The sequence below is a fragment of the Pseudomonas brassicacearum genome (assembly GCF_918698105.1).
In the GTDB taxonomy this organism is placed as follows: domain Bacteria; phylum Pseudomonadota; class Gammaproteobacteria; order Pseudomonadales; family Pseudomonadaceae; genus Aquipseudomonas; species Aquipseudomonas brassicacearum_F.
Map to the genome: position 1 here is coordinate 29,236 of NZ_CAKKMI010000020.1, position 23,313 is coordinate 52,548.

Annotated in this window: 17 protein-coding genes; 12 read left to right on the forward strand and 5 right to left on the reverse strand. The window is 61.5% G+C overall.

All coding sequences use genetic code 11. The features are described from left to right. Positions 1-212: 212 nt before the first annotated feature. From trhO to LQ215_RS10440, 5 genes are all read left to right on the forward strand, one after another. The gene (gene trhO / locus LQ215_RS10420; protein WP_003199207.1) at positions 213-1,154 is read left to right on the forward strand and encodes an oxygen-dependent tRNA uridine(34) hydroxylase TrhO; all 942 of its coding nucleotides are present in this window, start codon (positions 213-215) and stop codon (positions 1,152-1,154) included. Positions 1,155-1,190: 36 nt separating this feature from the next. Next, the gene (locus LQ215_RS10425; protein WP_230149542.1) at positions 1,191-1,793 is read left to right on the forward strand and encodes a DsbA family protein; all 603 of its coding nucleotides are present in this window, start codon (positions 1,191-1,193) and stop codon (positions 1,791-1,793) included. Then, positions 1,786-3,612: an ABC transporter ATP-binding protein gene (locus tag LQ215_RS10430; protein WP_230149483.1), complete on the forward strand. Its 1,827-nt coding sequence runs from the start codon at positions 1,786-1,788 to the stop codon at positions 3,610-3,612. Before LQ215_RS10425 ends, LQ215_RS10430 begins: the two co-directional genes overlap by 8 nt. A gap of 190 nt (positions 3,613-3,802) precedes the next feature. Further along, positions 3,803-6,262, forward strand: coding sequence for an EAL domain-containing protein (locus LQ215_RS10435; RefSeq protein WP_230149485.1), 2,460 nt, complete (start codon positions 3,803-3,805; stop codon positions 6,260-6,262). Positions 6,263-6,340: 78 nt separating this feature from the next. After that, complete coding sequence (locus LQ215_RS10440; RefSeq protein WP_436839568.1) at positions 6,341-7,111, forward strand: TenA family transcriptional regulator; 771 nt, start codon at positions 6,341-6,343, stop codon at positions 7,109-7,111. Between the two features lie 284 nt (positions 7,112-7,395). On the opposite strand, the gene LQ215_RS10445 is transcribed toward LQ215_RS10440, so the two are convergent. From LQ215_RS10445 to LQ215_RS10465, 5 genes are all read right to left on the reverse strand, one after another. After that, the gene (locus LQ215_RS10445) at positions 7,396-8,322 is read right to left on the reverse strand and encodes a GGDEF domain-containing protein (protein WP_230149489.1); all 927 of its coding nucleotides are present in this window, start codon (positions 8,320-8,322) and stop codon (positions 7,396-7,398) included. A gap of 355 nt (positions 8,323-8,677) precedes the next feature. Beyond that, positions 8,678-9,418: a YciK family oxidoreductase gene (locus LQ215_RS10450; protein ID WP_064106896.1), complete on the reverse strand. Its 741-nt coding sequence runs from the start codon at positions 9,416-9,418 to the stop codon at positions 8,678-8,680. A gap of 192 nt (positions 9,419-9,610) precedes the next feature. Beyond that, complete coding sequence (gene mupP / locus LQ215_RS10455) at positions 9,611-10,282, reverse strand: N-acetylmuramic acid 6-phosphate phosphatase MupP (RefSeq protein ID WP_230149491.1); 672 nt, start codon at positions 10,280-10,282, stop codon at positions 9,611-9,613. A gap of 4 nt (positions 10,283-10,286) precedes the next feature. Continuing rightward, the gene (ubiG, locus tag LQ215_RS10460; RefSeq protein ID WP_003199224.1) at positions 10,287-10,985 is read right to left on the reverse strand and encodes a bifunctional 2-polyprenyl-6-hydroxyphenol methylase/3-demethylubiquinol 3-O-methyltransferase UbiG; all 699 of its coding nucleotides are present in this window, start codon (positions 10,983-10,985) and stop codon (positions 10,287-10,289) included. Positions 10,986-11,046: 61 nt separating this feature from the next. Next, the gene (locus LQ215_RS10465) at positions 11,047-12,378 is read right to left on the reverse strand and encodes a TRZ/ATZ family hydrolase (RefSeq protein ID WP_230149493.1); all 1,332 of its coding nucleotides are present in this window, start codon (positions 12,376-12,378) and stop codon (positions 11,047-11,049) included. A 106-nt stretch (positions 12,379-12,484) separates the two neighbouring features. Here LQ215_RS10465 and mtnA point away from each other — a divergent pair, with 106 nt between their 5' ends. The 7 genes from mtnA to cmk all read left to right on the forward strand — a co-directional run bounded on the left by mtnA (position 12,485) and on the right by cmk (position 23,209). Next, positions 12,485-13,561: an S-methyl-5-thioribose-1-phosphate isomerase gene (gene mtnA, locus LQ215_RS10470; RefSeq protein WP_230149495.1), complete on the forward strand. Its 1,077-nt coding sequence runs from the start codon at positions 12,485-12,487 to the stop codon at positions 13,559-13,561. Positions 13,562-14,004: 443 nt separating this feature from the next. Next, the gene (gene gyrA, locus LQ215_RS10475) at positions 14,005-16,677 is read left to right on the forward strand and encodes a DNA gyrase subunit A (protein WP_230149497.1); all 2,673 of its coding nucleotides are present in this window, start codon (positions 14,005-14,007) and stop codon (positions 16,675-16,677) included. Between the two features lie 304 nt (positions 16,678-16,981). Then, on the forward strand, positions 16,982-18,067 hold the full coding sequence (serC, locus tag LQ215_RS10480; RefSeq protein ID WP_230149499.1) for a 3-phosphoserine/phosphohydroxythreonine transaminase: 1,086 nt from the start codon (positions 16,982-16,984) through the stop codon (positions 18,065-18,067). After that, positions 18,067-19,161, forward strand: a complete 1,095-nt coding sequence (gene pheA / locus LQ215_RS10485; RefSeq protein WP_003199233.1) for a prephenate dehydratase — start codon at positions 18,067-18,069, stop codon at positions 19,159-19,161. Before serC ends, pheA begins: the two co-directional genes overlap by 1 nt. Before the next feature lie 13 nt (positions 19,162-19,174). Then, on the forward strand, positions 19,175-20,287 hold the full coding sequence (gene hisC / locus LQ215_RS10490) for a histidinol-phosphate transaminase (protein ID WP_230149501.1): 1,113 nt from the start codon (positions 19,175-19,177) through the stop codon (positions 20,285-20,287). Positions 20,288-20,315: 28 nt separating this feature from the next. Further along, positions 20,316-22,523, forward strand: coding sequence for a bifunctional prephenate dehydrogenase/3-phosphoshikimate 1-carboxyvinyltransferase (locus tag LQ215_RS10495; protein ID WP_230149544.1), 2,208 nt, complete (start codon positions 20,316-20,318; stop codon positions 22,521-22,523). Continuing rightward, a complete protein-coding gene (cmk, locus tag LQ215_RS10500) occupies positions 22,517-23,209 on the forward strand; it encodes a (d)CMP kinase (protein ID WP_436839569.1) in 693 nt (230 codons plus the stop codon). Before LQ215_RS10495 ends, cmk begins: the two co-directional genes overlap by 7 nt. The last annotated feature ends 104 nt before the right edge of the window (positions 23,210-23,313 follow it).

Here is a 23,313-nt window from a genome sequence, read left to right on the forward strand (position 1 = left end):
GCGGCCCCCAAACCAATCAGCGTCGTGTCAGGCTGATCCCAATCAGGTTTTGGGGCTGCTGCGCAACCCAGCGGGAGCAAGCTCCCTCGCCACAAAGGCTCCTCCTAAAGCCACATTGTTTTGTTAGAATCCGCAACGCGCCGCTTACCCGGCGCGTTTTTTTTTCGCATCCGGTTCACCCTTTACGAGGGTAGCCACCTGGAGAAACACCCATGGCACAACCCATTGTCGTGGCGGCACTGTATAAGTTCGTCACCCTTGAAGATTATGTCGAGCTGCGTGAGCCCTTGCTCAAGGCCATGCTCGACAACGGCATCAAAGGCACCTTGCTGATTGCCGAAGAAGGCATCAACGGCACGGTCTCCGGCACTCGCGAAGGCATCGACGGCCTGCTGGCCTGGCTCAAGAACGATCCGCGCATGATCGACATCGACCATAAAGAGTCGTACTGCGATGAACAGCCGTTCTACCGCACCAAGGTCAAGCTCAAGAAAGAAATCGTCACCCTCGGCGTCGAAGGCGTGGACCCTAACAAGCAGGTCGGCACTTATGTCGAACCGCAGGACTGGAACGCGCTGATCAGCGATCCGGAAGTGCTGTTGATCGACACCCGTAACGATTACGAAGTGTCCATCGGCACCTTCGAAGGCGCCATCGACCCCAAGACCACCAGCTTTCGTGAGTTCCCTGAGTACATCAAGGCCAACTTCGACCCGGCCAGGCACAAGAAAGTCGCGATGTTCTGCACCGGCGGCATTCGTTGTGAAAAAGCCTCAAGCTACATGCTCGGCCAGGGTTTCGACGAGGTCTATCACCTCAAGGGCGGCATCCTGAAATACCTCGAAGAGGTCCCTCAGGAAGAAACCAAGTGGCGCGGCGACTGCTTCGTGTTCGACAACCGCGTCACCGTCCGCCACGACCTCAGCGAAGGGGACTACGATCAATGTCACGCCTGTCGTACCCCGGTAAGCGTAGAAGACCGCGCCTCGGAGCACTATGTGCCGGGCATCAGTTGCCCGCACTGCTGGGATAAACTGAGCGAGAAGACCCGTCGCAGCGCCATCGACCGACAGAAGCAGATCGAGTTGGCCAAGGCTCGCAACATGCCGCACCCGATCGGCTACAACTACAAGCAAACATCTTCCGAGGCTTGAATCATGGCGTCACGCCTGCTCTATGTGATGGACCCGATGTGTTCCTGGTGCTGGGGCTTTGCGCCAGTGGCCGAGGCGTTGGTAGAGCAGGCGCAGGCCGCGGGGGTGGAGTTGCACCTGGTGGTGGGTGGTTTGCGCACCGGCAGCGGTTCGGCGCTGGAGCCGACCACCCGGCGCTACATTCTTGAGCACTGGCAGGCCGTTACCCAGGCCACGGGCCAGCCCTTCAAGCTGGAAGGGGCGTTGCCGGATGGTTTCGTCTACGACACCGAGCCTGCCTGCCGGGCACTGGTGACGGCCCGCAGCCTGGCGCCGGACCTGGCCTGGCAGTTGGTGAAGCTGATCCAGCAGGCTTTTTATGTGCAAGGCCGCGACGTGACCCACGCCAGCGTCCTGGTAGAGCTGGCCGAACAGGCCGGGCTGCCGCGTATCGAATTCGCCGCGGCCTTCGATCGCGCCGACCAACATGCGGCCACCGCTGCGGACTTCACCTGGGTGCAGGACTTGGGCATTGCCGGGTTCCCCACACTGTTGGCCGAACGTGATGGCCAGTTGGCCCTGCTGACCAACGGTTACCAACCCCTGAGCCAACTCTCGCCTTTGCTTGGCCGCTGGCTGGAGCGCGCGACCTGTGCCTGACCGGCCGCCAGATACATCGGCCTCGCAGCGCATCGACCGGTTGAGTTGGGCGGAAATCCGTCGCCTGGCCCTCAAGCATAAAAAAGCCCTGTGGATCGCCAACGGCGTGGCCGTCCTGGCGACGCTGTGCAGCGTGCCGATCCCGTTGCTGTTGCCGTTGCTGGTGGATGAAGTCCTGCTGGGGCATGGCGATGCGGCCCTGAAAGTCATGAACCAGGCGTTGCCCATGGGCTGGCAGCGCGCGGCCGGCTACATCGGGCTGATGTTGCTGGTGACCCTGGCCCTGCGCTGTGGCGCCCTGCTGTTCAACGTGTTGCAGGCGCGCTTGTTCGCCCGCCTGGCCAAAGACATCGTCTATCGCATTCGCATCCGCTTGATCGAACGTCTCAAGCGCATTTCCCTGGGCGAGTACGAAAGCCTGGGCAGCGGCACCGTGGCGGCCCACCTGGTCACCGACCTGGATACCCTGGACAAATTCATCGGCGAAACCCTCAGCCGTTTCCTGGTGGCGATGCTGACCCTGGTGGGCACCGCCGGGATCCTGGTGTGGATGCACTGGGAGCTGGCGCTGCTGATCCTGCTGTTCAATCCGTTGGTGATCTACGCCACGGTGCAGTTGGGCAAGCGGGTCAAGCACCTCAAGAAACTGGAGAACGACAGCACCTCGCGTTTCACCCAGGCCTTGACCGAAACCCTGGATGCCATCCAGGAAGTGCGCGCCGGTAACCGCCAGGGTTATTTCCTTGGCCGCTTGGGAATGCGCGCCAAGGAAGTCCGCGATTACGCCGTGAGTTCGCAGTGGAAAACCGATGCCTCGAACCGCGCCAGTGGTTTGCTGTTCCAGTTCGGCATCGATATTTTTCGCGCGGCGGCCATGCTTACCGTGGTGTTTTCCGACCTGTCCATCGGCCAGATGCTGGCGGTGTTCAGCTACCTCTGGTTCATGATCGGTCCGGTCGAGCAACTGTTGAACTTGCAGTACGCCTATTACGCCGCCGGCGGTGCCTTGAACCGGATCAATGAGCTGCTGGCCCGGGCTGACGAGCCTCAGTACACGGGCGTCGTCGATCCGTTCAAGGGCCGGGACACCGTGGGCATCGAGATTCAGGGGTTGAGTTTCGGTTACGGCGAGGAGCTGGTGCTCAACCAGTTGAACCTGTCCATCACGCCGGGCGAGAAAGTCGCCATCGTCGGCGCCAGCGGCGGTGGCAAGAGCACCCTGGTGCAGTTGTTGCTGGGGCTGTACACGCCGCAATCGGGCAGCATTCGTTTCGGTGGCGCCACGCAACAGGAGATCGGCCTGGAGACCATCCGGGAGAATGTTGCAGTGGTGTTGCAACATCCGGCGCTGTTCAACGACACGGTGCGGGCCAACCTCGCCATGGGCCGTGAGTGCAGTGACGACGACTGCTGGCGGGCTCTGGAAATCGCCCAGCTCGACGCTACGGTGCGGGCGCTGCCACAGGGCCTGGATAGCGTAGTAGGGCGTTCCGGGGTGCGGCTGTCGGGCGGACAGCGTCAACGGCTGGCCATCGCCCGTATGGTATTGGCCGACCCGCGGGTGGTGATTCTCGACGAAGCCACCTCGGCACTGGACGCTGCGACCGAGTACAACCTTCACCAGGCACTGGCGCGTTTTTTGAGCGCACGCACCACGCTGATCATCGCCCACCGGCTCTCGGCGGTGAAGCAGGCCGATCGGGTATTGGTATTCGACGGTGGGCAAATCGCCGAAGACGGCGACCATTTGCAGCTGATTGCCGAAGGTGGCCTGTACGCCCGACTCTATGGTCATTTGCAACAGATTCAGCAGCCTTGAGTTTCTAGCGCTTTTCTGCGCTTAGTATCGAAAAAAAAGCGGGCAAACACGCCGATTTTTCTGAATTCCACGCAAAGTCTGTCGATCTGTTCATCCATTCATTCGAAGGGTTGAAAACTAGCCTAGGCTACTGAGTCAGGAGCGGAATTCTGGCGGGTGTTCATCCGGCAATACCTGTGCAAGGGACCTCATGAAGCAAAAGCAGACTCTCGGAACACCACGGCTGCTGGGCATCGTCTGGCCCTTCATCGCCGTCGTGCTATTTCAGGCATTGCTTGGCGGCGTCAGCCTTTATGTGCTGTCCGCCGTTCGCGGCTATGTGGCGGGGGAGAGTCTCTGGTCCAAGGGCCAGAAAGACGCCATCTATTACCTCAATCTCTACGCCGACAGCCGTGACGAGGCGATTTTCCGCAAATACCAGCAAGCCATTGCCGTACCTGAGGGCGGCCATGAACTGCGGGTGGCACTGGACCGCGAACCGCCGGATCTCGAAGCAGCACGGGCCGGGATTCTCCAAGGTGGCAACCATCCGGATGACGTGTCCAGCGTGATCTGGTTGTACCTCAATTTTCGCCACTTCAGTTACCTGGAAGAGGCCATCGATCTCTGGACGGTAGGTGACGGCTACCTGATCGAGCTGGATAACGTCGCTCGCCAGATGCACAGCAGCATTACCGCCGGCCAGGCGTCGGAGGTGGATATCCGCGGCTGGAAAGCGCAGATCTTTGCGATCAACGATTCCGTCACCCCGGCTGCCAAGGCATTCAGCGACGCACTGGGCGAGGGCTCGCGTTTCATCCTGCGGCTCTTGCTGGTGACCAATTTCGCCACCGCCCTGGGATTGATCGTCCTGGCGTTGTTGCGCACCCATAAATTGCTGACCCAGCGGCAAGTGTTCGCCAATGCGCTGCAGGTGGAGAAAGAGCGAGCGCAGATCACCCTGCAATCCATTGGCGATGGGGTCATCACTACCGACGTCGAGGGTGCCATCGCCTACATGAACCCCGCTGCCGAAGCGATGACCCACTGGAAGGCTGAACACGCCACGGGCTTGCCCCTGGCCGCGCTGTTCAATTTGCTCGATGACAATGCCCAGAGCGAGGGGCTGACCCTGATCGAGCACATTCTCAGCGGCCGGCTCAGCGGTGCCAGTGAACATTCGAAGTTGATCCAGCGCCTGGATGGCAGCACCGTGTCGGTCACCCTGGTGGGCGCGCCAATCCGTCATGCGGGCAAGGTCAGCGGCGCCGTACTGGTGTTGCATGACATGACCCAGGAACGCCAATACATCGCCAACCTGTCGTGGCAGGCCACCCATGATGCCCTGACCGGCCTGGCGAACCGCCGGGAATTCGAGTATCGCCTCGAACAGGCCTTGCACAACCTCACTCGCCAGGTCGGGCGCCATGCCTTGATGTTTCTCGACCTGGACCAGTTCAAGCTGGTCAACGACACCTGCGGCCATGCAGCCGGTGACGAATTGTTGCGTCACATCTGCGCCTTGCTGCAATCAGGGCTGCGAGAAAACGACACCCTGGCGCGGCTGGGCGGGGATGAGTTCGGGATCTTGCTGGAGAACTGTTCACCGGAAGCGGCGGAAAAGATTGCCGAAGGGCTGCGCCAGACCGTGCAGAACCTGCACTTTGTCTGGAAGGGCCGGCCGTTCGTGACCACCGTGAGTATCGGCCTGGTGCATATCGCCCAGACGCCGACGACCCTCGAGGCGTCCCTGCGGGCTGCCGACATGGCCTGCTACATGGCCAAGGAAAAGGGGCGCAACCGGGTTCAGGTCTATCATGCCGACGACTCGGAGCTGTCCCTGCGCTTTGGCGAGATGGCCTGGGTCCAGCGCCTGCACATGGCCCTGGAGGAAAACCGCTTCTGCCTCTACGCCCAGGAAATCGCCGCGCTGGGGCCGGGCGACCATGGCGGCGGGCACATTGAAATCCTGCTGCGCCTGCATGACGAAGCCGGGCGGATGATCCTGCCGGACAGTTTCATTCCCGCGGCGGAACGCTATGGCCTGATGACCTCCCTGGACCGTTGGGTGGTGGAAAATGTCTTCAAGATCATCCGCCAGTGCCTGAATGATTCCAGCCAGGGGCCCATGGCGATGTGTGCGATCAATCTGTCAGGCACAACTATCGGAGATCAGGCGTTCCTCGACTTCCTGCGTAAACAGTTCGCGGCTTATTCGATTCCGCCAGAAATGATTTGTTTTGAAATTACAGAAACCAGCGCTATTTCGAATTTGGGCAGTGCGATCCGCTTTATCAATGAACTCAAGGGCTTAGGATGCTATTTCTCGCTGGATGATTTTTGCGCCGGAATGTCTTCATTCGCTTACCTGAAACATTTACCTGTAGACTTCCTGAAGATCGACGGGAGTTTCGTAAAGGATATGCTGGACGACCCGATTAACCGCGCAATGGTCGAAGTGATCAATCACATCGGCCACGTCATGGGTAAGCGTACGATTGCCGAGTTCGTTGAAACCGCCCAGATTGAGCAGGCATTGCTTGAAATAGGGGTGGACTACGCTCAGGGGTATGTGATCGAACGCCCGCAATTGTTTACCTGCGACACGTTGCAATGTCGGCCGGCCCGGCCCCAGCCGCTGTTATTCAAGGCCCCCGGCACGTTCCGCTGAACCTCTTGTTGATCCGAGAAAATCACAATCAAAAGGAGCCCGACAGTGATCGACACATTCAACCGAACAGGCCCGCTCATGGACGCCACGAGCTATCCGAAATGGGCACAGCAGCTCATTACCGATTGCAGCGAGAGCAAGCGCCGGGTTGTCGAACACGAACTGTACCAGCGCATGCGCGACAACAAGCTCAGCGCCAAGACCATGCGCCACTACCTCATTGGTGGTTGGCCGGTCGTCGAACAGTTCGCTTTATACATGGCACAGAACCTCACCAAGACCCGCTTTGCCCGCCACCCCGGCGAGGACATGGCGCGTCGCTGGCTGATGCGCAACATTCGTGTCGAACTCAACCATGCCGACTACTGGGTCAACTGGAGTGCCGCCCATGGCGTGACCCTGGAAGACCTGCAAGCCCAGCAGGTGCCGCCAGAGCTGCATGCCTTGAGCCACTGGTGCTGGCACACCAGTTCCTCGGATTCGCTGATCGTGGCCATTGCCGCGACCAACTATGCCATTGAGGGGGCCACAGGCGAGTGGTCGGCGCTGGTGTGTTCCAGCGGTGTCTATGCGGCCGCTTTCGCCGAGGAAGACCGCAAGCGCGCCATGAAATGGCTGAAGATGCATGCCCAGTACGACGATGCCCATCCATGGGAAGCCCTGGAAATCATCTGTACGCTGGCGGGGATGAACCCGAGCAAAGCCCTGCAAACGGAGCTGCGCCAAGCCGTATGCAAGAGCTATGACTACATGTACCTGTTCCTGGAACGTTGCATGCAACTCGAGCAGGCGGAGACGGTGAGCAAGTCCTCATCCACCCGTGAGCGCCTGGCATTGGCCGGAAGCTGATTTCTACCGCTACAGATAGCCACAACCCATGTGGGAGCGGGTTTGCTCGCGAAGAGGTCTGACAGTCGACGGGGAGGTTGACTGCCAGACCGTCATCGTCGAATCGCCGCCCGGAGCAAGCCCGCTCCCACAGTTGTTTTGGGTGACTGTGGCTTGTGATCGCCGCAAGACTTTGTGGGAGCGAGCTTGCTCCGGGCGGCGATCCGACGATAGCGGTGGGTCAGTTTCCACAGATGTTGGATGTGCAGCCGTCATCGCGAGCAAGCTCGCTCCCACCATTGTTTTCAGCCTGCCATTGCCAGTCGATTACGTCCTTCGCGCTTGGCCACGTACAGCGCGCTGTCAGCCCTGCGCAGCAGGCTTTCCGATGATTCCCCCGGCAGCAGGGTGGAGCAACCCAGGCTGACCGTCAGCTCGATCCTTGTGCCTGCGGCGAAGTAATCCTGGGCCTGGGCGGCGTAACGCAGTCGTTCCCCGACCATGGCCGCAGCATCCCGGCTGGTATTGGCCAGCAGGATCAGAAACTCTTCACCGCCGAACCTGAACACCATGTCCACGTTGCGCAGCTGGCTCTTGATCGACTCAGCCACGGCCTTGAGCACTTCGTCGCCAACGCCGTGACCATGGCTATCGTTGATACGCTTGAAATGGTCGATGTCGAGCATCAGCACCGACAAGGGCTGCGAATGACGCTTGGCCATGTCGATCTCACGCATCAGCGTCTGGTCCATGGCAATGCGATTGCCGGTACCGGTCAACGGATCGCGCAGGGCGCTCTGGGTAGCGGCGCGATAGAGCAATGCGTTGCGCAGCGGATACAGCAGCGTCGACATGATGGATTCAAGGTCGCTCTGTTCCGCTTCGGTGAAGCGTTGGTTGCGACGGAAGACCAGTTCACCCAGATGTTCTCCCTCATGGCTGAGGTTATAGCTGAGGGAGTGATGCCCGCGCTGCCCGAATTCCAGGCGCAGATCACTGGCTTTGTGCTGGTAGGCCACCGCATCCAAGGGCACCAGCCGCTGGATTTCCCGAAAAAACAAGCCGAGGATTCGCTGTGGCTCAAGGCTGGTCTGCAACTGCTGGCTCAGTTGCTGGCGCAATTGCGAAAGACTGACGGAGCGTGCCGCGAGCGGCGATGGCTGTCCAAGGCCCAGACGCTGCAATTTCGCGTTGTCGAAGTCAATCGCGTTGATCTGGGTGGGCGTTTTCATATGGCGTTAGCCCCTAAGCTAAATCTGTCCTGGCAGGCTGGGTGTGGCGGCTTTGGGCTGCGCGTCGTACTGGTCCTTCAGTCCCGTAGGACAATTGATCTAAGTTTAGTCCGCTTTCCCTGTCAGGCATCAATCTCGTCTCAATGTCCGTTACCCGCCGAACATGGCGTGTTTGAGGATATTTAGAGCGAAAGTCGTGCCATTCGGTTCACTTCAATAAAAACCGATTAGGAATCAATGGATTGATGGCCAATTGGCGACATTCCCAGCGACGTAGGTTTGGCGGACGAGCCTGGCTGGGCATCGAATAGGGCCTGCGCCGCGACGGTAAGTCGCCGCGCCGCAGGTCAGGCCATTATTGCGCGTTGAACGCCTGGCCGTTGACGCCGGAGCTGTCCGGGCCCATGAGGTACAGGTAGACCGGCATGATCTGCTCGGGCGTCGGATTGTTGAGCGGGTTTTCCCCCGGGTAGGCCTGGGCGCGCATGCTGGTGCGGGTGGCGCCGGGGTTGATGCTGTTGGCGCGCACGGCGGCGACGGTGTCGACTTCGTCGGCCAGGGTCTGCATCAGCCCCTCGGTGGCGAACTTGGACACACCATAGGCGCCCCAATACGCCCGGCCCTTGCGCCCGACGCTGCTGGAGGTGAATACCACGGACGCATCCTTGGACAGCTTGAGCAGGGGCAGCAAGGTGCTGGTGAGCATGAACATCGCGTTGACGTTGACGTGCATCACCCGCATGAAATTCTCTCCGGACAACTGTTCCAGGGGAGTACGCGGGCCGATGATCGAGGCATTGTGCAGCAGGCCGTCCAGATGACCGAACTCGGTTTCGATCATGGCTGCCAGTTCATCGTACTGATGAGGCAGCGCGGTTTCGAGGTTGAACGGGATCACCGCCGGCTGCGGATGACCGGCCGCTTCGATTTCATCGTAGACCTGGGTCAGGTTGGCTTCGGTCTTGCCCAGCAGCAGCACGGTGGCGCCATGGGCGGCGTAGGCTTTCGCGGCAGCGGCGCCGATCCCGCGGCCGGCGCCGGTGACCAGAATCACCCGGCCATTGAGCAGGTCGGGGCGGGCGGAATAATCAAACATAAAAAAACCTCAACAAATCAATCTGTTGGCAGAAGCTGTAGTGGTCAGGGGACTGAGCCCCGCTATTGGGAGCAGGCTGTGGGAGCAAAGCTTGCTCGCGAAACAGGCGCCTCGATTTCTGAACGAGCGCATCGCCTGCATCGCGGGCAAGCCTTGCTCCCACATAAACCCCTTCATCACAAGACAGTCACATCAGCAACCGCACAGCGCGTTATCCAGCACCTCGCGCAGCGCCGACGGGTGATCGATCACCACATCCGCGCCCCAGTGCCTGGGGTTGTCGTCCGGATGGATGTAGCCATAGGTCACCGCGCAGGTCTTGGTGCCGGCACTGCGACCGGACTCGATGTCCCGCAGGTCATCACCCACGAACAGCACGCTGGCCGGGTCCAGGTCGAGGAGCTTGCACGCCAGGGTCAGCGGTTCCGGGTCTGGCTTGCTGTTTTTCACGTGGTCAGGGCAGATCAGCACTTTCGAGCGTTCGGCCAGGCCCAGTTGCTGCATGATCGGTTCGGCGAAGCGCACCGGCTTGTTGGTGACCACGCCCCAGATCAGGTTGGCCGCTTCGATATCGGCCAGCACCTGGGCCATGCCATCGAATAAATGGCTGTGGACCGCGCACCCCTTGAGGTAGCGGTCGAGGAACTCCTGGCGCAGTTCCTCGAACCCCGGTGATTCCGGGTCCATGGAAAAGGTCACCGCGACCATCGCTCGGGCGCCGCCGGAAATCTCGTCGCGAATGTGCTGCGTGTTCATCGGTGGCAAGCCGCGGTCGGCGCGCATGGCCTGGCAGATGGCGATGAAATCCGGCGCGGTGTCGAGCAGCGTGCCGTCCATGTCGAAGAGAACCGCTTTGAGACGCATCGACTTACTCCTCGCGCAGGGTTTGGATCATGTAGTTGACGTCAACGTCGGCGGCCAGCTTGTAGTGCTTGGTCAGCGGATTGTAGGTCAGGCCAATGATGTCCTTGACAGTCAGCCCGGCCGCGCGGCTCCAGGCGCCCAGTTCGGAAGGACGGATGAACTTCTTGAAGTCGTGAGTGCCGCGAGGCAGCAGCTTCATGATGTATTCGGCGCCGACGATGGCGAACAGGTAGGCCTTGGGGTTGCGGTTGATGGTGGAGAAAAACACCTGGCCGCCCGGCTTGACCATGCGAAAGCACGCGCGGATGACCGATGACGGGTCTGGCACGTGCTCGAGCATTTCCAGGCAGGTGACCACGTCGAATTGGCCGGGCATTTCTTCGGCCAGGGCTTCGGCGGTGATCTGCCGGTATTCCACGCTGACGCCCGACTCCAGCTGATGCAGTTGTGCAACTGCCAGTGGCGCCTCGCCCATGTCGATACCCATCACCGTCGCCCCGCGCTGGGCCATGGCTTCGCTGAGGATGCCGCCGCCGCAACCGACGTCGAGCACTTTCTTGCCCGCCAGGTTGACCCGTTCGTCAATCCAGTTGACCCGCAGCGGGTTGATGTCGTGCAGCGGCTTGAACTCACTTTCACGGTCCCACCAGCGATGGGCCAGGGCTTCGAATTTGGCGATTTCGGCGTGGTCGACGTTGCTCATGTGCAGATCCTCGAAAAGCTTGAAAAATCAGGTGCCCCGAGCCGTGGCTCAAGGGGCGTGGTTATTCGTCGTGGCCGCTGATGCGGCGACCCCAGGCCTGGGCCGTGGCGATCAGTCTTGATTCGTCCATGCGGGTCAGTCGGCCATCTTCCAATAACGGCTTGCCGCCCACCCACAGGTGTTTCACGCAATCGCGCCCAGTGGCATAAATCAGTTGCGACACCGGGTCGTAGATCGGCTGCTGGGCCAGGCCCGACAGATCGAAGGCCACCAGGTCGGCGGCCTTGCCTACTTCCAGCGAGCCGACAGTCGCTTCGATGCCCAGCGCCCGGGCGCCATTGAGTGTGGCCATGCGCAGCGCCCGATGGGCATCCAGGGCCGTGGCCGAACCGGCGACGGCCTTGGCCAGCAGGGCCGCGGTGCGGGCTTCGCCGAGCAGATCCAGGTCGTTGTTGCTTGCCGCGCCGTCGGTGCCGAGGGCGACATTGACGCCGGCCTGCCACAGGCGCTCCACCGGGCAGAAACCGCTGGCCAGCTTCAGGTTCGATTCCGGGCAGTGGATCACGCTGCAATTGCTTTCTACCAGCAAGGCTTGGTCTTCGTCGCTGATTTGAGTCATGTGCACGGCCTGAAAGCGTGGCCCCAGCAAGCCCAGTCGTCCCAGGCGAGCCAGCGGTCGCTCCGCAGTGTTATCCACAGCCTGCTGCACTTCGAAGGCGGTTTCGTGAACGTGCATATGAATGGCTGCGTCCAGCTCCTCGGCGATCACGCGGATTTTCTCCAGGTTCTCATCGCTCAGCGTGTAGGGCGCGTGCGGGCCGAATGCGACTTTGATCCGTGGGTGGTGCTTGAGGTCGCCAAACAATTCGATGCCCTGACGAATGGCTTCGTCGGCGCTGGCGGCACCGGGGATCGGGAAGTCGAGGATTGGAATGGCGATTTGCGCACGAATACCGCTGTCGTGGACACATTCGCTGGCGACCTTGGGGTAGAAATACATGTCGCTGAAGCAGGTGATGCCACTCTTGATCTGCTCGGCAATGGCCAGGTCGGTGCCATCGCGCACGAAATCTTCATCGACCCATTTGGCTTCCGCCGGCCAGATGTGCTGTTCGAGCCAGGTCATCAAGGACAGGTCGTCGGCCAAGCCGCGGAACAGGGTCATGGCCGCGTGGCCGTGGGCATTGATCAGGCCGGGGCTGAGCAGCATGCCGGGCAGCTCACGGACCTGGGCGGCGTCACACTTGAGGGCTTCTGCCCGTGGACCGATGAACACGATGCAGCCGTCGCGAATGCCCAGGCCATGCTCCTTGAGCACTACACCGGCGGGTTCGACAGGCACCAACCAGGTCGGCAGCAATAATAAGTCGAGCGCAACGGCGGGCTTGGGCATCGTGGAACGGTTCCATGGGGTATAAAGGATGGCGAAGTATACCCGAGCGTCTTCGCGGAGGGATCGCTATAATCGGCGGCTTTTGTTCATGAGTACGGGGTGAAGGATGCGCGATCGACTATTGGCTGCGGAGAAGGTGAAGGCCATCGATTGGCGCGATGGCGTCCTGTACCTGCGGGACATGCGTGTCTTGCCGTTCGAGGAGAGCTGGATCGCCTGCACCTGCGCCGCCGATGTGGCCGAGGCCATTGGCTCGATGGCCGTGCGCGGCGCGCCGGTCATCGGCATCAGTGCGGCGTATGGCGTGGTGTTGGCGGCGCGGGCCAGGATGGCCGAAGGCGGCGATTGGCAAGCGGCGCTGGAGGCTGATTTTGCCTTGCTGGCCGAGGCCCGGCCGACGGCGGCAAATCTCTTCTGGGCGCTGGATCGGATGCGCGACCGGCTAGGGCGCTTGAAAGAGCAGGCCGAGCCGCTAGCGGTGCTTGAGGCCGAAGCCATCGCGATCCACGAGAGTGACCGCGAAGCCAACCTGACCATGGCCCAGTTCGGTGTCGACCTGATCCGCAAGCACCAGGGCAATGCCCAGGCCATCCTCACCCACGGCAACACCGGCGCCCTGGCGACCGGCGGCTTCGGCACGGCCTTGGGCGTCATCCGTGGCGCGTACATCGAAGGCATGGTGGAGCGCGTCTATGCCGACGAAACCCGTCCATCGCTGCAAGGCTCGCGCCTGACGACGTGGGAGCTGGCCCGCGAGGGCATCCCGGTGACCCTCAACACCGATTCCGCCGCCGCCCACATCATGAAGACCAAAGGCGTGACCTGGGTGATCGTCGGGGCCGACTGCATCGCCGCCAATGGCGACGTGGCGAACAAGATCGGCACCTATCAACTGGCCGTCTGTGCCATGCACCATGGCGTGCGTTTCATGGTCGTGGCGCCGAGTTCGACCATCGACATGAGCCTGGCCAGCGGTGATGACATTCCGGTCGAGGAACGCGATGGGCGTGAACTGCTGGAAATTGCTGGCAAGAGGCTTGACGCGCAGGTGGACGCCTTCAACCCGACGTTCGATGTCACCCCGGCGGATTTGATCGACGTCATCGTCACGGAGAAGGGCATCATCGAGCGCCCGGACACCGCCAAGCTGGCGCAGTTGATGTGCCGTAAGCGGTTGCACTGAAGAATTTCAGGGGTTGATCTGCCGCCATCGCGAGCAAGCTCGCTCCCACAGTGGATGGGGTTTGTATGAAATTTCGGACATAAGAAATCCTTGTGGGAGCGAGCTTGCTCGCGATGAGGTCCTCAAAGGCAACAAATGCCTTGCATTTTCGCCCTGATTCTCCATCCGTAGCGCCTCTAAGCCCCTCTGATCCCATATCAGCCTGTCACCGGTCAACTAACTACGCACCATGCGCATCTGGGGGATAGGTGCGTGGCGGCTCTTGTGATAACATCCGGCGGTTTCCAAGGCTGCCTCGCGAGGTGGCCTTTACTGCGCAGATCCATGGCATAACTCGTTGATTTGTCGTAAGTCGCTGCACGGCACTTGTTCTGCAGCGGCGAGCTTCGTTCGTCCCATCTGGATGTGACGAGGTTTCACCAGAAAAAGGAATCAGGCTTCTCATGGGCGAACTGGCCAAAGAAATCCTCCCGGTCAATATCGAAGACGAGCTGAAACAGTCCTACCTCGACTACGCAATGAGCGTGATCGTCGGGCGGGCGCTGCCGGATGCGCGCGATGGCTTGAAGCCCGTGCACCGGCGCGTGCTGTTCGCGATGAGCGAGCTGGGCAACGACTTCAACAAGCCGTACAAGAAATCTGCCCGTGTCGTCGGCGACGTGATCGGTAAGTACCACCCCCACGGCGACACTGCCGTGTACGACACCATCGTTCGTATGGCGCAGCCATTCTCCTTGCGCTACCTGCTGGTAGACGGCCAGGGCAACTTCGGTTCCGTGGACGGCGACAACGCCGCGGCCATGCGATACACCGAAGTGCGCATGACCAAGCTGGCCCACGAACTGCTGGCCGACCTGCACAAGGAAACCGTGGACTGGGTGCCGAACTACGACGGCACCGAAATGATCCCGGCGGTCATGCCGACCCGTATCCCGAACCTGCTCGTCAACGGCTCCAGCGGTATCGCCGTGGGCATGGCGACCAACATCCCGCCGCACAACCTCGGTGAAGTCATCGACGGTTGCCTGGCCCTCATCGACAATCCCGAGCTGACCGTCGATGAGCTGATGCAATACATCCCCGGTCCGGACTTCCCGACCGCCGCGATCATCAACGGTCGCGCCGGCATCATCGAAGCCTACCGCACCGGCCGTGGCCGCATTTACATGCGCGCCCGCTCCACCGTCGAAGACATCGACAAGGTTGGCGGCCGCCAGCAGATCGTCATCACCGAGCTGCCGTACCAGCTGAACAAGGCCCGCCTGATCGAGAAGATCGCCGAGCTGGTGAAAGAGAAGAAGCTCGAAGGCATCACCGAGCTGCGTGACGAGTCCGACAAGGACGGCATGCGCGTCGTGATCGAGCTGCGTCGTGGCGAAGTGCCCGAGGTGATCCTCAACAACCTCTACGCCCAGACCCAACTGCAAAGCGTGTTCGGCATCAACATCGTTGCGCTGATCGACGGCCGTCCGCGGATCCTGAACCTCAAGGACCTGCTGGAAGCCTTCGTACGTCACCGTCGCGAAGTGGTCACCCGCCGTACCGTGTTCGAACTGCGCAAGGCTCGCGAGCGTGGCCACATTCTTGAAGGCCAGGCCGTTGCCCTGTCGAACATCGACCCGGTGATCGCCTTGATCAAGGCTTCGCCAACGCCGTCGGAAGCCAAGGAAGCGCTGATCAGCACCCCTTGGGAGTCCTCCGCTGTGGTGGCAATGGTCGAGCGCGCTGGCGCCGACTCGTGCCGCCCGGAGAACCTCGATCCGCAATACGGCCTGCGCGAAGGCAAGTACTTCCTGTCCCCTGAACAGGCGCAAGCCATTCTGGAACTGCGCCTGCACCGCCTGACCGGCCTGGAGCACGAGAAGCTGCTGGCCGAGTACCAGGAAATCCTCAACCAGATCGGCGAGCTGATCCGCATCCTCAACAGCGCCACGCGCCTGATGGAAGTGATCCGCGAAGAGCTGGAAGTGATCCGCGCCGAATACGGCGACGTGCGCCGCACCGAGATCCTCGATGCGCGCTTGGACCTGACCCTGGGTGACATGATCCCGGAAGAAGAGCGCGTGGTGACCATTTCCCATGGTGGCTATGCCAAGACCCAGCCGCTGGCCGCCTACCAGGCCCAGCGTCGCGGCGGCAAAGGCAAGTCGGCGACCGGTGTCAAGGACGAGGACTACATCGCTCACCTGCTGGTCGCCAACAGCCACACCACGCTGCTGCTGTTCTCCAGCAAAGGCAAGGTGTACTGGCTCAAGACCTACGAAATCCCGGAAGCGTCCCGTGCCGCACGTGGTCGTCCGCTGGTCAACCTGTTGCCGCTGGACGATGGTGAATACATCACCACCATGCTGCCGGTGGAGGAATACACCGAAGGTCACTACATCTTCATGGCCACCGCCAACGGCACCGTGAAGAAGACCCCGCTGGAATCCTTCAGCCGCCAGCGCAGTGTCGGCCTGATCGCCCTGGAGCTGGACGAAGGCGACGTGCTGATTTCCGCCGCCATCACCGACGGCGAGCGTGAGGTCATGCTGTTCTCCGACGGCGGCAAGGTCACTCGCTTCAAGGAATCCGACGTGCGTGCCATGGGCCGTACCGCCCGCGGTGTGCGCGGCATGCGCCTACCGGAAGGCCAGAAGCTGATTTCCATGCTGATCCCCGAAGAAGGCAGCCAGATACTCACCGCTTCGGCGCGTGGTTATGGCAAGCGCACGGCCATTAGCGAGTTCCCTGAGTACAAGCGTGGCGGCCAGGGCGTGATCGCCATGGTTAGCAACGAGCGTAACGGTCGCCTGGTGGGCGCTGTCCAAGTGCTCGATGGCGAGGAGATCATGTTGATTTCCGACCAGGGCACCCTGGTGCGTACGCGAGTCGCCGAAGTGTCGAGCCTGGGTCGTAACACCCAGGGCGTGACGCTGATCAAGCTGGCCAGCGATGAAACGCTGGTCGGGCTTGAGCGGGTCCAGGAGCCATCGGAAGTCGAAGGCGAGGAGCTGGAAGGCGAGGAAGGTGAGAACGGCGTGGCGTTCGACGGCACCCTGGGTGCCGACGTCGACGACATGACCGACGACCAATCGCTCGACGCTGCCGCAGACGAAGAAGAACCGCAGGACTAAGCGGGCACGCAGGGGGCGGATGAAGATTCGCCCCCTTGTTGTTTGTCCTGTTTGAAAATTTGCGACACTGCACGTTCTCCTGTGGGGGTTAATGCTGCTCTCTTTAGGCTTGTTTGATTCATTGTGGCGAGGGAGCTTGCTCCCGCTGGGTTGCGCAGCAGCCCCTTTTTTATGAGCGCTTCGCACTCAAGCGGGAGCAAGCTCCCTCGCCACGGATTCATCCTTACCTGAAGTGAGCAATACCCACATTGATAGATGTGTTGAACAAGATTTATGTGACCACCAGATCAGAGCGAGATTGGATGTGAGCAAGAGAGCCTATAACTTCTGTGCCGGCCCGGCGGCGCTTCCTGAGGCGGTTCTGAAGCGTGCCCAGGGTGAACTTCTCGACTGGCACGGCAAGGGCCTGTCGGTCATGGAAATGAGCCATCGCAGCGATGAGTTCGTGTCCATCGCCACCAAGGCCGAGCAGGACCTGCGTGATCTGCTGAACATCCCGTCCAACTACAAGGTGCTGTTCCTGCAAGGCGGCGCCAGCCAGCAGTTCGCCCAGATCCCGCTGAACCTGCTGCCGGAAAGTGGCAAGGCAGACTACATCGATACCGGTATCTGGTCGCAGAAAGCCATCGAAGAAGCCTCGCGCTACGGTCACGTCAACGTGGCTGCCACCGCCAAGCCCTACGACTATTTCGCGATTCCTGGCCAGAACGAATGGAACCTGTCCAAGGACGCGGCCTACGTTCACTACGCACCGAACGAAACCATCGGTGGCCTGGAATTCAACTGGATCCCGGAAACCGGCGACGTGCCATTGGTGGCCGACATGTCCTCGGACATTCTCTCGCGGCCTGTGGATATCTCCCGTTTCGGCATGATCTACGCTGGCGCCCAAAAGAACATCGGCCCAAGCGGCATCCTGGTCAGCATCATTCGTGAAGACCTGCTGGGGCGTGCCCGTTCCCTGTGTCCGACCATGCTCAACTACAAGGTCGCGGCCGACAACGGCTCAATGTACAACACCCCGCCGACCCTGGCCTGGTACCTCTCCGGCCTGGTCTTCGAATGGCTGAAGGAGCAGGGCGGTGTCGAAGCCATCGGCAAGCTCAACGAAGTGAAGCAGCGCACGCTGTATGACTTCATCGACGCCAGCGGTCTCTACAGCAACCCGATCAACAAGAGCGATCGTTCGTGGATGAACGTGCCGTTCCGCCTGGCCGACGACCGTCTGGACAAGCCGTTCCTGGCCGGTGCCGACGAGCGTGGCCTGCTGAACCTCAAGGGCCACCGTTCGGTCGGTGGCATGCGTGCCTCCATCTACAACGCCGTCGACATCAACGCCGTCAATGCGTTGATCGCCTACATGGCAGAGTTCGAGAAGGAACATGGCTGATGTCTGAGCAAGAACTCAAGGCGCTGCGCCTGCGCATCGATGCCCTGGACGAAAAAGTCCTGGAGCTGATCAGCGAGCGTGCGCGCTGTGCCCAGGAAGTCGCCCGGGTGAAGATGGCCTCCCTGGCCGAAGGTGAAGTGCCGGTGTTCTATCGTCCTGAGCGTGAAGCTCAGGTGCTCAAGCGTGTCATGGAGCGCAACAAGGGGCCGCTGGGCAACGAAGAGATGGCGCGGTTGTTCCGCGAAATCATGTCCTCGTGCCTGGCGCTCGAACAGCCGCTGAAAGTCGCCTACCTGGGCCCGGAAGGGACTTTTACCCAGGCTGCCGCCATGAAGCACTTTGGTCACGCCGTGATCAGCAAGCCGATGGCGGCCATTGACGAAGTCTTTCGTGAAGTGGCGGCTGGCGCGGTGAATTTCGGCGTGGTGCCGGTGGAGAACTCCACCGAAGGCGCGGTCAACCACACGCTGGACAGCTTCCTGGAACATGACATGGTGATCTGCGGCGAAGTCGAGCTGCGTATCCACCATCACCTGCTGGTCGGCGAGAACACCAAGACCGACAGCATCAGCCGGATCTATTCCCACGCCCAGTCGTTGGCCCAGTGCCGCAAGTGGCTGGACGCCCATTACCCGAACGTCGAACGCGTGGCGGTATCGAGCAACGCCGAGGCGGCCAAGCGGGTCAAGGGTGAGTGGAACTCGGCGGCGATTGCTGGCGATATGGCGGCCGGCCTGTACGGGCTGACTCGCCTGGCCGAGAAAATCGAGGATCGCCCGGACAACTCCACGCGGTTCCTGATGATCGGCAGCCAGGAAGTGCCTCCGACCGGCGACGACAAGACATCGATCATCGTCTCCATGAGCAACAAGCCTGGTGCGCTCCATGAGCTGCTGGTGCCGTTCCATGACAACGGTATCGACCTGACGCGGATCGAGACCCGTCCGTCGCGCAGCGGTAAATGGACCTACGTATTCTTCATCGATTTTGTCGGCCACCACCGCGATCCGCTGGTAAAAGGTGTGCTGGAGAAAATCAGTCAGGAAGCAGTGGCACTCAAGGTGCTGGGTTCCTACCCCAAGGCAGTTCTTTAAGGGCGGATAGCAAATGAGTGGCAACTTCCTCGCTCTGGCTCAGCCAGGCGTGCAACAACTCTCGCCTTACGTTCCGGGCAAGCCCGTGGATGAACTGGCCCGCGAGCTGGACCTGGATCCGGCCAGCATCGTCAAGTTGGCGAGCAACGAAAACCCGTTGGGCGCAAGCCCCAAGGCACTGGCGGCGATCCGCGACGAACTGGCCGAGCTGACCCGTTACCCCGATGGCAATGGGTTTGCATTGAAAAGCCTGCTGGCCGAGCGCTGTGGCGTGGAGCTCAACCAAGTGACGCTGGGCAACGGCTCCAACGACATTCTGGAGCTGGTGGCGCGCGCCTACCTGGCGCCAGGGCTCAATGCCGTGTTCAGCGAGCACGCGTTTGCGGTCTATCCGATCGCGACCCAGGCCGTGGGCGCGGATGCCCATGTGGTTCCGGCCAAAAACTGGGGGCACGACCTGCCGGCCATGCTGGCTGCCATCGACGCCAACACGCGGGTGGTCTTCATTGCCAACCCGAACAACCCGACAGGCACCTGGTTCGACGCCCAGGCCCTGGACGACTTCCTGCAGGACGTGCCCGCGCACGTGCTCGTGGTGTTGGACGAGGCCTACATCGAATACGCCGAAGGCAGCGATTTGCCCGATGGCCTGGATTTCCTCGCGGCCTACCCGAACCTGCTGGTTTCGCGCACGTTCTCCAAAGCTTACGGCCTGGCTTCGCTGCGGGTTGGCTACGGCTTGTCCACCGCCGTGGTGGCCGATGTGCTGAACCGCGTGCGCCAGCCATTCAACGTCAACAGCTTCGCCCTGGCAGCCGCCTGCGCCGCCTTGCAGGATGAGGCCTACCTGGCCGAAAGCCGTCGCCTGAACGCGGCCGGCATGCAGCAGTTGGAAGCAGGCATGCGTGAGCTGGGCTTGAGCTGGATTCCATCCAAAGGCAACTTCATCTGCGTCGACCTGGGACGTGTCGCCGCGCCGGTGTACCAGGGGCTGCTGCGCGAAGGCGTGATCGTGCGTCCTGTGGCCAATTACGGCATGCCGAACCACCTGCGCATCACCATCGGCCTGCCGGCGGAAAACAGCCGTTTCCTCGAGGCGTTGAGCAAGGTCCTCGCTCGTGGTTGATGTCACTTCGCTGCAACCTGCTGCCCCTATGATCGGTCGCCTGGTAGTGGTCGGCCTGGGGTTGATTGGCGGTTCGTTTGCCAAGGGCTTGCGTGAAAGCGGTCTGTGCCGCGAGGTGGTCGGTGTCGACCTGGATCCGCAGTCGCGCAAGCTGGCCGTGGAGCTGGGGGTGGTCGATCGCTGCGAGGATGACCTGGCGGTCGCTTGCCAGGGCGCGGACGTGATCCAGTTGGCGGTGCCGATCCTGGCCATGGAAAAACTGCTGGCGCGCCTGGCGACCATGGACTTGGGGCAAGCGATCCTGACCGATGTCGGCAGCGCCAAGGGCAACGTCGTGCGTGCGGCCACCGAGGCTTTCGGCGGGATGCCGGCGCGCTTCGTGCCCGGCCATCCGATTGCCGGTTCCGAGCAGAGCGGGGTGGAGGCCTCCAACGCCGAGCTGTTTCGTCGCCACAAAGTGATCCTCACGCCGCTGGACCAGACGGATCCAGCCGCGCTGGCGGTGGTGGACCGTTTGTGGCGCGAGCTGGGTGCCGATGTGGAGCACATGCAGGTGGAGCGTCACGACGAAGTGTTGGCCGCCACCAGCCACTTGCCGCACCTGTTGGCGTTCGCCCTGGTGGATTCGTTGGCCAAACGCAATGAAAATCTTGAGATCTTCCGTTACGCTGCCGGCGGTTTCCGCGATTTCACGAGAATCGCCGGAAGCGACCCGGTCATGTGGCACGACATCTTCCTCGCCAACCGCGAAGCTGTCCTGCGCACACTCGATACATTTCGCAGCGACCTCGACGCCTTGCGCGACGCGGTCGATGCAGGGGACGGGCACCAATTGCTGGGCGTTTTCACACGCGCCAGGGTGGCCCGCGAGCATTTCAGTAAAATCCTGGCCCGTCGGGCCTATGTGGACGCTATGAACTCCAACGATCTGATTTTCCTGGCACAACCTGGTGGCTCCCTGAGCGGGCGTATTCGTGTACCGGGCGATAAATCGATTTCCCACCGTTCGATCATGCTCGGCTCCCTGGCCGAAGGCGTGACCGAGGTGGAAGGCTTCCTCGAGGGTGAAGACGCCCTGGCGACGCTGCAAGCGTTTCGCGACATGGGGGTGGTCATCGAAGGTCCGCACCACGGTCGCGTGACCATCCATGGTGTCGGCCTGCACGGCCTCAAGCCGGCCCCGGGCCCCATCTACCTGGGTAACTCCGGGACCTCGATGCGCCTGTTGTCCGGCCTGCTGGCCGCGCAGGACTTCGACAGCACCCTGACCGGTGATGCTTCGTTGTCCAAGCGCCCGATGAATCGCGTCGCCAACCCGTTGCGGGAGATGGGCGCGGTCATCGAAACGGCCGCTGACGGTCGTCCGCCAATGATCATCCGCGGTGGCAACAAGCTCAAAGGCCTGACCTACACCATGCCAATGGCCAGCGCCCAGGTGAAATCCTGCCTGCTGCTGGCCGGTCTTTACGCCGAGGGCAAGACCATTGTCACCGAGCCGGCCCCGACCCGCGACCATACCGAGCGCATGCTGCGCGGCTTCGGCTATCCGGTCACGGTCGATGGCGCCACGGCGTCCGTCGAATCCGGTAGCAAGCTGACCGCGACCCACATCGAAGTGCCGGGCGACATCTCGTCGTCGGCATTTTTCCTGGTGGCCGCCTCGATTGCCGAAGGCTCCGACCTGGTGCTCGAGCACGTCGGTATCAATCCGACCCGTACTGGCGTGATCGACATCCTGCGCTTGATGGGCGCTGACATCACCTTGGAAAACCAGCGTGAAGTGGGCGGCGAACCCGTGGCGGACTTGCGCGTACGAGCGGCTAAACTCAAGGGTATCGAGATTCCGGAGGCGCTGGTTCCGCTGGCCATCGACGAATTCCCGGTGCTGTTCGTGGCGGCCGCCTGTGCAGAAGGGCGCACCGTATTGACCGGCGCCGAAGAACTGCGGGTCAAGGAATCGGATCGCATCCAGGTGATGGCTGATGGCTTGCTCGCCCTTGGCGTCAAGTGCCAGCCGACGCCGGACGGCATCATCATCGACGGCGGCCAGATCGGCGGCGGCGAGGTCCATGGTCACGGTGACCACCGTATCGCCATGGCCTTCAGTGTTGCGTCTTTGCGCGCGAGCGCGCCGATTCGCATCCATGATTGCGCCAACGTCGCGACGTCGTTCCCGAACTTCCTGGCGCTGTGCGCGCAGGTCGGTATCCGAGTAGCGCAAGAGGCACAATCGTGAACATCAAGGCACCGGTCATCACCATCGATGGCCCAAGCGGTTCGGGCAAGGGCACCGTCGCCGGGATCCTGGCCAGGCAGCTGGGCTGGAACCTGCTCGATTCGGGTGCCTTGTATCGTCTATTGGCATTCGCCGCCGCCAACCATGGCGTCGACCTGACCAATGAAGAATTGCTCAAGGCGCTGGCTGCTCATCTGGACGTGCAATTCATTGCCGCGACCGACGGTCAGCTCCAGCGCATCATTCTGGAAGGTGACGAAGTCAGCGACGTCATTCGTACCGAAAGCGTGGGCGCCGGGGCCTCCCAGGTTGCCGCGCTGCCAGCGGTGCGCGAAGCCTTGCTGCAACGCCAGCGCGCATTCCAGGAGCCGCCGGGGCTAGTGGCGGACGGTCGCGACATGGGCACGGTGGTGTTTCCCGATGCGCCGTTGAAGATATTCCTCACCGCCAGCGCCGAGGAGAGGGCGCGCCGCCGATATTTGCAGTTGAAGGGCAAAGGCGAGGATGTTAGTCTGTCGAGTCTGCTAGATGAGATCCGTGCACGCGATGAGCGTGATACCCAGCGCGCAGTAGCCCCGCTCAAGCCGGCGGCCGACGCGATACAGCTGGATTCCACGGAGTTGTCCATCGACCAGGTGCTGCAACGCATCATGAGCGAGATCGCCATTCGCGATATCGCCGGGTGACCAGGAAGCTTCGCAGGGGACCAGTCATAGTCCTGCGATGCTTCTTTTATATGAAACTAACCCACATCGTCTGGGATGTGGAGGCGGGCGTATTCTTCGCCCTA